This window comes from Alcaligenes sp., from assembly GCF_050255915.1.
GTDB lineage: Bacteria > Pseudomonadota > Gammaproteobacteria > Burkholderiales > Burkholderiaceae_B > Alcaligenes > Alcaligenes aquatilis.
Window position 1 is genome coordinate 407,103 of record NZ_JBFWIQ010000002.1, and the last position, 8,330, is coordinate 415,432.

Below are 8,330 nucleotides of genomic sequence, written 5' to 3' on the forward strand. Positions count from 1 at the left end.
ATGTGATATTTGATCTGAGCATGTCTGAACGCGTAGATACAATCCAATTTTCCGGCTTGGCTGGTGTTATTGACTGTGCTGTGGACTGGCCGACAGGCGAGCCCAGGGGTTGGGCTCTGTTGCTGCATCCACACCCTTTGCATGGTGGGGCACGTAATAACAAAGTCGTGACAACCCTGTCACGTAGCGCCACCCAACACGGTTTGCTGGCAGTACGCCCCGATTTTCGCGGTGTCGGAAAGTCCGCCGGGCAGTTCGACAGCAGTCGTGGCGAAACCGCCGATATGCTGGCCTTGATAGAGCAATTCCCATCGCATTTTCCACAGTGGAGTTCCGGCCCATCCCTGTTGGCTGGTTTTTCATTTGGCACAGCGGTTGCAGCCCAAGTGTATGCCGGCCTGCAGGACGCCCAGGCACCGTTGCCGCATGCTTTTATCTTGACGGGCACGGCGGTCAATCGCTTCCGGTTCCGCGATGTCAGCCCTCCTGCCGATACCTTGTTGGTGCACGGCGAAACCGACGACGTTGTTCCCTTGTCCGAGGGCATGGACTTTGCACGTGAGCATCAGTTGCCCATGGTCGTGTTGCCTGAGGCTGGTCACTTTTTTCATGGCAAGCTGATTCAGCTCCGTGAATTGATCAGCCGACATTTGGCTGGGCTTGGAACCTAAGTCGGATTTTGCTTTCAAATCGTTGCGTTTTCCTGCTCAGACTCAGGGGCTTGGCCCCTCACAGGCCTATATGGCTCTGCCATAATGGGCTCTTTCCGCCACTGTCAAAGCAATCGATTTTTTCCATGACTTCTATTCAAAAATTTGCATCTCCGGTCCTTTCCCGCTGTGTGGTGGCACTTGCCTTGGCACTGCCTATGGCAGTACAGGCACAGGCTCAAACTCCCACACCGACAGAATCGGCTCAAGTGCTTGGGACGCCGACGCCTGCCTTGCCGGGTGATTTGTCCGTGGTACCCGCACCAGCCTTGACGGCGCGTGCCTGGTTGTCCATGGATGTCAATAGCGGCCAGATCATTGCCGCTGAAGGGCTGAATGAACAGGTGGAACCGGCTTCCCTGACTAAGCTGATGACCGCTTATCTGGTCTTTGATGCTTTGGAGTCCGGTCGCTTAAAGCTGGATCAGACTGTTGTGATTTCGGAGAAAGCCTGGCGTACCGAAGGCTCGCGCATGTTTGTAAAGGTCAATTCGCAAGTGTCGGTGAACGATCTGCTGCAAGGTGTGATCGTGCAATCGGGTAACGATGCCTCTGTGGCCTTGGCCGAAGCCGTTGCAGGTAGCGAAGAGGCCTTTGCTGCCCTGATGAACGAAGAGGCTGCCAAGTTGGGTTTGACTGCTACGCATTTCAAGAACTCTACCGGCTTGCCTGACCCTGATCATCTGACTTCGGTACGTGATCTGGGCATGTTGTCTGCTGCACTGGTTGCCCGTTTTCCCCAGTACCTGCACTACTACAGCCAAAAAGAGTACACCTATAACAATATCAAGCAGCCCAACCGTAACCGCCTGCTGTGGCTGGACAACACGGTTGATGGCCTGAAAACCGGCCATACCCAATCGGCGGGTTACTGCCTGGTGTCGACTGCCTTGCGCGACGGCCGCCGTGTGGTGTCAGTCGTTGTTGGTACGGCGAACGATGCCGCCCGTACAGAAAACAGCCTGAAGCTGTTGAACTGGAGCTTCCAGAACTTTGAAACGGTCAAGCTGTATGACACTAGCAATCCTGCTGTCACCGCTCGGGTGTGGGAAGGTGAGGTCGAGAACGTAGGCCTGGGTACCGCCCAGCCTTTGTGGTTGACAGTGCCCCGTGGAAAGTCGTCGGAAATCAAGCCTGTGGCTAACTATACCCAGCCTTTGCTGGCTCCGTTGAGCAAGGGTGACAAGGTCGGTACACTGACTTTGTCCTTGGATGGCAAGGTTCTGGCAGAGCAGCCTTTGCTGGTGCTGCAGGATGTGCCCGAGGCAGGCTTTTTCGGTCGTATGGCCGACAAAGTACGCTTGATGTTTGAGTAATCCCTTGGTGCGAGGCTGACCCCTATGATTGCAGGCATTGACCCTGACAGCATTGTTTATTTGAACGGCGATTTCGTGCGCTTGGGCGAAGCGAAGATCTCGGTACTGGATCGTGGCTTCATCTTTGGCGACGGCATTTATGATGTCGTACCTGCCTATCACGGAAAACCTTTCCGTATTGATGGGCACCTGGGGCGTTTGGAGCGCAGCCTAGCCAAAGTGGGCATTCATAACCCTTTTACCCGCCGTGAGTGGGAAAAGCTGGTGATGGACATGCTGGCCCGTTCGGGGCGCGGGGCCGACTGCATGGTCTACATCCAGGTGACCCGTGGTGTTGCCAAGCGCGACCACGCCTTCCCCAGCAATGTGACGCCCAGTATCTTCATCATGGTCTCGCCGTTCAAGCGCGTGCAGCAAGAACGCGAGACGGGTTTGACGGCGGTGGCCATTGAAGATGAACGCTGGCTGCGTTGCGATATAAAATCCGTTTCCTTGCTGGGCAATGTACTGGCCAAACAGCAGGCGGTCGAAGCCGGTGTGGATGAAGTCATTCAGTTCAGAGACGGTTTCCTGACCGAAGGGGCCTCCTGCAATATCTGGATTGTGCGTGACGGCACCTTGCTGGCACCCATGCGCAATAACTTGATCCTGGAAGGGGTGCGCTACAGTTTGATGGAAGAGCTGGCCGCTCAGGCGGGGATCGCCTTCCAGGCACGTCAGATCTCCCGAGAGGAGGTCGATACTGCCGATGAAATTTTGATGACGTCAGCCACCAAAGAGGTGCTGCCCATCGTTGTATTTAACGGTCAGCCCGTCGGTGACGGACGACCCGGCCCTGTCTTTGCCAAATTACGTGAAGGCTATGACAAGGCTATCAAGGCTGCGGAGCAAGCATGACAATTTCCCCTGAAGAATCGTTGATTGAATACCCCAGTGACTTTCCTATCAAAGTCATGGGTCAGAGCCATGAAACACTGCAAGACGAATTGCTGGCTATCGTTTTGGAACATGACCCAGACTTTGATGCCGCCACTATTGAAGTGCGGCCCAGTAAGGCGGGCAATTACACTGGACTGACTTTTACCGTGCGTGCCGTTTCGCGCGAGCAACTGGATAATCTGTATCGTGCCCTGCATGCGCATCATCTTGTGCGCGTGGTGATGTAAGCAGGAATCAGGCGTTCATGTCCGACTCAGTTCGTATCAAATGGTTTGAGCGGCCTAGCGCCTATGAACCTATCTGGCAGGCAATGCGCGACTTCACCGAGCAGCGCGGGCCAGAGACTCCGGATGAAATCTGGCTTGTTGAGCACACGCCTGTCTACACTCAGGGGCAGGCCGGCAAGCCGGAACATCTGCTTAACCCCGGCGGCATCCCCGTGGTGCAAACCGACCGGGGTGGGCAGATTACCTATCACGGCCCTGGTCAGTTAATGGTGTATTGCCTGTTTGATCTTCGCCGGGTAGGTCTGTACGTCAAAGAATATGTACGCCTGCTCGAAGAGGCCGTCATTGCCTGTCTGACGCATTTCGGTGTCAAGGGCGCTTGCTGCAAACCGGGGGCGCCGGGCGTCTACGTGCCGCAAGGGGTGGTAAGCCAGGAGTTGGCCAAGATCTCCGCACTGGGTATCAAGATTCGCAATGGCCGCTCTTATCATGGACTGGCCTTGAATATAGACATGGATCTAAGCCCGTTTAGCGGCATCAATCCCTGTGGCTATGAAGGGCTGCAAACAACGGATATGCACTCGCAAGGTATCGTGGTCCCCATGGACGAGGTTGCACAGTATTTGTCTGATTATCTGGCCCGGGCGATAGCGTTGCGTACAGTTGTAACGATGGCGTAGCGGCGGGTGCTGTGAAAGCACTGCGTCATGCGGTGCTCTCACTATATAGCTTACTTATCCCTAGGTTTCAGGTTCCGCTCCATTGCGGCGCGCGTTTTTCGATAAAGGCGTCTATACCTTCGCAGGCATCATTGCTCATCATATTGTCAGCCATGACCTGGCCGGCGTAGTCGTAGGCTTGTTCAATAGCCAGGCTGCGCTGGCGGTAGAACATGGCCTTGCCTGCACGGACGGCAACCGGACTCTTGGCCATGATGCTGTCGGCCAGTTTCTGTACGGTTTGATCCAGTTGATCTTCAGCGACCGCGTAGTTGATCAGTCCCAACTCTTGAGCACGTTGGGCGCTGATGAATTCGCCGGTCATCAACATTTCCATAGCGGCTTTGGGCGGCACGCAGCGCGACAGGGCAACAGCGGGTGTAGAGCAGAACAGGCCAACATTAATGCCTGATACCGCAAAGCGGGTGGATTCGGTGGCCACAGCCATATCGCAGGTTGCAACCAGTTGACAGCCTGCAGCGGTGGCCAGTCCTTGCACACGGGCAATCACCGGCACCGGCAAGGCCAGCACGGCTTGCATAACGCGGCTGCAGCGGCTGAACAGATCCCGGTAGTAATCGTGTTCGGGCTGGGAACGCATCTGCTTCAGATCGTGCCCGGCGCAAAAAGCCTTGCCTTCCGCCTGGATGATGACGCATTGCAAGCTGGGGTCCTGGGCCAGCTTGTCCAGAATGTGTTGTAAAGAGTCCAACACTTCTTCAGACAGCGCGTTGTACTTGGCGGGCCGGTTCAAGGTGATGCGGGCCAGTCCCTGGTGTTGTTCCAGCAGGACGGGATCGGCTAGGTACTCTTGTGACATGCAAGTCTCCGTACTTATAGTATGTGCAGGTTTTATTCTCGGGTGTTGCTGCATCGTTAAGGCGACCTCTATATTAGAGGGGTCTGGCACAAACTATCGCCCTTGTTCTAGGCGCTTGTAAAGCGAAGGGGCTACAATTGGCCACTGCGCCCATCGTTTAGTGATGCTGCTCGCATGCTGTTTTTCTATTTAGACGCTTATGACCACCCCTACAGATACGTCCGTCGATTCCAAACCTACTGTGCGCCCTCGCGTTGTCGAATACGACGCAACGCAAAAGCAGAAGGCCGAGGCCAAGACCTCGCGCATTCCCATTAAGGTTGTGCAAGCAGAGCGTTTGAAAAAACCTGATTGGATTCGGGTGAAGGCGGCTGCTCCAAACTCTCGTTTCTACGAGATCAAGGAAACACTGCGCGAGCACAAACTGTTTTCGGTGTGTGAAGAAGCGTCCTGTCCCAATATTGGGGAGTGCTTTGGCAAGGGCACGGCAACCTTCATGATCATGGGTGACAAGTGCACACGTCGTTGCCCATTTTGTGATGTGGGCCACGGCCGCCCCGATCCGCTGGACGAGAACGAGCCGGCCAACCTGGCCAAGGCCATTGGTGCCATGAAGTTGTCCTACGTGGTGATTACCTCCGTAGACCGTGACGATTTGCGTGATGGTGGTGCTGCCCACTTTGTAGAATGTATCCGTCAGGTGCGCGAGCATTCGCCCACGACCACCATTGAAGTGCTGGTACCGGACTTTCGCGCACGCCTGGACCGTGCTTTGGGCATCCTGAATGCTTGCCCGCCTGATGTAATGAACCACAATCTGGAAACGGTGCCTCGTTTGTACAAGCAGGCGCGTCCTGGTTCAGACTATCACCACTCCTTGAAACTGCTGCAAGAGTTCAAGAAGCTGCATCCAGACATTCCGACCAAATCCGGTTTGATGGTTGGCTTGGGTGAAACCAACGAAGAGATTCTGGAAGTGATGCGCGATATGCGTGCGCACGACATCGATATGCTGACCATTGGCCAGTATCTACAACCATCTGGCCACCACTTGCCCGTGATGCGTTACGTGACGCCTGATGAATTCTTGATGTTTGAACGCGAAGCCTATGCAATGGGCTTTACCCATGCTGCTGTGGGTGCCATGGTGCGTTCGTCCTATCACGCTGATCAGCAAGCGCACGCCGCAGGTGTGCAGCCCTAATTGATAGGGTGGGGTGTTATAAAGCGCTGCTTTTATTTGAAAAACCCGGTCGGTTGGCCGGGTTTTTTTATGCCTGCTCTTATAAAGAGGCTGGGTGAGTCACGCCTTGTTCAGTTGAAGGCTATATCAACCAACCACGCTGGGCTATCTCGTCGCTGCGCGGCTATTTGATCCGGTGCTGTGTGGAGTGAGGTGAGTGGACGAGAAGTTCTTGTCCGTTGGGCTATCTACTTATCCCTGCTTGCTGCGACGAGAGTATGTTGAATGATCGTAAAAATCAAAGGGCCGTAATCGACCCTTTGGAATTCTTCTTGAATAGGCGCTTGACCGTTTTCAGCGAGAAGCTGGAGGCTCCACTGCATCGCTCAGTGTCAGGGCACGGGTCGACAAACTCTCTATATAAGGCTCCAGCACTTCGTCGTAATCTTCGACGCCCAAATACCAGGCCGTCAGGCCTTTGCTGTCTTGTTTGAGATCAGTCCAGCAGAATAAAGAGCGGTCAAAAGAGTCCTTGATGGTCTCATTAACAAACTTGAACAGTTCATCTAGTAAGGGAAGGCTTGCCAGGGGAACGGCAAATGGTGTTTCCCCCTGGAATTGCCAGCTATATTGTTCGAGCAGTTCGTTCGACCAAAGAGCATGTTGTTCTGAAGAGCTTAATTCTGGATTAGCGGGGCTTAAAGGCATGGTTCGGGATCAGGTAAGGGGAACGGATGGTTAAGCGCCAGTGGCAAACCATTGAATGGGGGTGACCCCCTGCTCTTTGAGCCAGTCATTGGCTTGGTGGAAATGACCGCAGCCAATAAAAGGCATAGGGGGCCGGCGCGCAGCCAAGGGGGAAGGGTGATTGGCCTTCAAAATCAGATAGGGACGTTGAGAGTGCTGCTGAATCAAGGCCTCTTTGGCCTGAGCGTGCGCACCCCACAACATATAAACAATAGGGCGCGTAGTTTGCTGAGCCAGGTTCATCAGTAGGGAGTCTGTAATTTGCTCCCAACCTTTCTTGGCGTGAGAGGCAGGCAAACCATCTTCTACAGTGAGCGATGTATTCAATAGCAAGACACCTTGTCGGCCCCAGTTGCTCAGATCATGACTGCTAGGTAACACGGTGTCGGGATATTCCAGTTCCAGCTCTTTAAAGATATTGCGCAGACTGGGTGGGGCCGGGCAGGTGTCGGGCACAGAAAATGACAGGCCCTGTGCTTGATTGGGGCCGTGATAAGGATCCTGGCCCAGAATCACCACACTGACTTTTTGTAATGGCAGTAGCTCCAGTGCACGGAAAGGGGCGGCCGGGTAAATAGCGGCGCCATCCTGGCACTCTTTGTCCAGCCACTTGGCCAGAGCCGCCAATATGTCTTGCAGCTCCGGGCGATCCAATGTGGCTCGCCAGTCGCTGGGAAGGCGGGCAACTTGAGTCAGGATGTTCTCGGTCAGGAGATTGCCGGAGAGGATTTCCTCGCCAATCAGGCTGAGCTGTGCCGCAGGAGCTTGAGAAGATGATCGTGCCATAGTCTGCATACAGAGTGAGTTGTCCGCCTATTGTAATGGGGGAGAGGAGGCCTACCTATCTGCTTGGATGGGGTGTCTATATATAGAGGGAGGTTTGACGGCAAAAAGCAGAGTGCTTGGTATGCCTCTCTATATAGAGAGACGACCAGCTCTATATAGAGTGTTGCAGGCGTAGTTCTAGATTAGCGATCCAGGGTGATAGCCTTCTGTTCAGTCCCCCCCAAGATCGCAACTGCATGCTCATCTTGTCTGTCTGTCTGTCTGTCTGTCTGTCTGTCTGTCTGTCTGTCTGTCTGTCTGTCTGTCTGTCTGTCTGTCTGTCTGTCTGTCTGTCTGTCTGTCTGTCTGTCTGTCTGTCTGTCTGCAAAAACACTCTGGGGCAGGAATTTAGTGTGAAACAAGAGAGACGATGCCGAGCTAGAGAGAAAAAGCCCAGAATCTACCTGCTCTGCGCTATGACTTCCTGGTGTTTCTCCTGCCAGTTCTGGTATCCGTCCAGATATACAGGAATGATAGGCAGTTTTGTATTATTTTGTTTCATTTTGGATTGTTTATATAAAACAATGACCTAAGTGGAAATTCGCTGTGAGTCATCTCTTTTGCATGAAATATTCAGGTTAAAAACTTGCCAAGCCGAAAATCATCGTGCTATAGTTCTTTTCTCGCTGCAGCACACAGAGGGTTTTCCCGGAAGCGCCGCAGAGAGCAGTTAGGTAAGTTTCACCGCCTTGGCCAAGAGGCCCGCACCGAAGCTTAAATGACTGGTCAGGTAACTGACACGGTGTAAAACCCGGAGCTTGACAAATCAGAAAATTCTGTGTTAAAGTTCTAGGTTCTGCTCCAGAGAACGCAACGTTAAGTTTTTAGCTGTTTTGAAAGTTGA

At 53.7% G+C, this 8,330-nt stretch carries 9 protein-coding genes; 6 read left to right on the forward strand and 3 right to left on the reverse strand.

All coding sequences use genetic code 11. The annotated features are described in order from the left end of the window. Window positions 1-20: 20 nt before the first annotated feature. The 5 genes from AB7E06_RS04075 to lipB all read left to right on the forward strand — a co-directional run bounded on the left by AB7E06_RS04075 (window position 21) and on the right by lipB (window position 3,872). On the forward strand, window positions 21-671 hold the full coding sequence (locus AB7E06_RS04075) for an alpha/beta hydrolase (RefSeq protein WP_162496889.1): 651 nt from the start codon (window positions 21-23) through the stop codon (window positions 669-671). Between the two features lie 125 nt (window positions 672-796). Further along, window positions 797-2,026 (forward strand): D-alanyl-D-alanine carboxypeptidase family protein, encoded by a 1,230-nt coding sequence (locus AB7E06_RS04080; RefSeq protein ID WP_199827851.1) that lies wholly within the window; start codon window positions 797-799, stop codon window positions 2,024-2,026. A 24-nt stretch (window positions 2,027-2,050) separates the two neighbouring features. After that, window positions 2,051-2,923, forward strand: coding sequence for a D-amino acid aminotransferase (locus AB7E06_RS04085; RefSeq protein ID WP_094195333.1), 873 nt, complete (start codon window positions 2,051-2,053; stop codon window positions 2,921-2,923). Next, entirely contained in the window at window positions 2,920-3,192 is a 273-nt protein-coding gene (locus tag AB7E06_RS04090; RefSeq protein ID WP_094195334.1) for a DUF493 family protein, read from the forward strand. Before AB7E06_RS04085 ends, AB7E06_RS04090 begins: the two co-directional genes overlap by 4 nt. 17 nt (window positions 3,193-3,209) lie before the next feature. Then, the gene (lipB, locus tag AB7E06_RS04095) at window positions 3,210-3,872 is read left to right on the forward strand and encodes a lipoyl(octanoyl) transferase LipB (RefSeq protein WP_230019471.1); all 663 of its coding nucleotides are present in this window, start codon (window positions 3,210-3,212) and stop codon (window positions 3,870-3,872) included. A gap of 67 nt (window positions 3,873-3,939) precedes the next feature. On the opposite strand, the gene AB7E06_RS04100 is transcribed toward lipB, so the two are convergent. Further along, the gene (locus tag AB7E06_RS04100; protein WP_108727109.1) at window positions 3,940-4,731 is read right to left on the reverse strand and encodes an enoyl-CoA hydratase; all 792 of its coding nucleotides are present in this window, start codon (window positions 4,729-4,731) and stop codon (window positions 3,940-3,942) included. Window positions 4,732-4,930: 199 nt separating this feature from the next. Here AB7E06_RS04100 and lipA point away from each other — a divergent pair, with 199 nt between their 5' ends. Further along, the gene (gene lipA / locus AB7E06_RS04105; protein WP_094195337.1) at window positions 4,931-5,935 is read left to right on the forward strand and encodes a lipoyl synthase; all 1,005 of its coding nucleotides are present in this window, start codon (window positions 4,931-4,933) and stop codon (window positions 5,933-5,935) included. 333 nt (window positions 5,936-6,268) lie between these two features. Here lipA and AB7E06_RS04110 read toward each other — a convergent pair whose 3' ends face one another. Together AB7E06_RS04110 and AB7E06_RS04115 are read right to left on the reverse strand one after the other, a co-directional pair. Next, window positions 6,269-6,622 carry a hypothetical protein gene (locus AB7E06_RS04110; protein ID WP_094195338.1) on the reverse strand — a complete coding sequence of 118 codons (354 nt, stop codon included), beginning with the start codon at window positions 6,620-6,622 and terminating at the stop codon, window positions 6,269-6,271. A 30-nt stretch (window positions 6,623-6,652) separates the two neighbouring features. Further along, window positions 6,653-7,447, reverse strand: coding sequence for a uracil-DNA glycosylase (locus AB7E06_RS04115; RefSeq protein WP_427955251.1), 795 nt, complete (start codon window positions 7,445-7,447; stop codon window positions 6,653-6,655). Window positions 7,448-8,330 lie beyond the last annotated feature (883 nt).

Coding starts and splice junctions, on each gene's coding strand:
- AB7E06_RS04075 (WP_162496889.1), top strand. CDS start 21: ATGTCTGAACGCGTAGATACAATCCAATTTTCCGGCTTGGCTGGTGTT.
- AB7E06_RS04080 (WP_199827851.1), top strand. CDS start 797: ATGACTTCTATTCAAAAATTTGCATCTCCGGTCCTTTCCCGCTGTGTG.
- AB7E06_RS04085 (WP_094195333.1), top strand. CDS start 2,051: ATGATTGCAGGCATTGACCCTGACAGCATTGTTTATTTGAACGGCGAT.
- AB7E06_RS04090 (WP_094195334.1), top strand. CDS start 2,920: ATGACAATTTCCCCTGAAGAATCGTTGATTGAATACCCCAGTGACTTT.
- lipB (WP_230019471.1), top strand. CDS start 3,210: ATGTCCGACTCAGTTCGTATCAAATGGTTTGAGCGGCCTAGCGCCTAT.
- AB7E06_RS04100 (WP_108727109.1), bottom strand. CDS start 4,731: ATGTCACAAGAGTACCTAGCCGATCCCGTCCTGCTGGAACAACACCAG.
- lipA (WP_094195337.1), top strand. CDS start 4,931: ATGACCACCCCTACAGATACGTCCGTCGATTCCAAACCTACTGTGCGC.
- AB7E06_RS04110 (WP_094195338.1), bottom strand. CDS start 6,622: ATGCCTTTAAGCCCCGCTAATCCAGAATTAAGCTCTTCAGAACAACAT.
- AB7E06_RS04115 (WP_427955251.1), bottom strand. CDS start 7,447: ATGGCACGATCATCTTCTCAAGCTCCTGCGGCACAGCTCAGCCTGATT.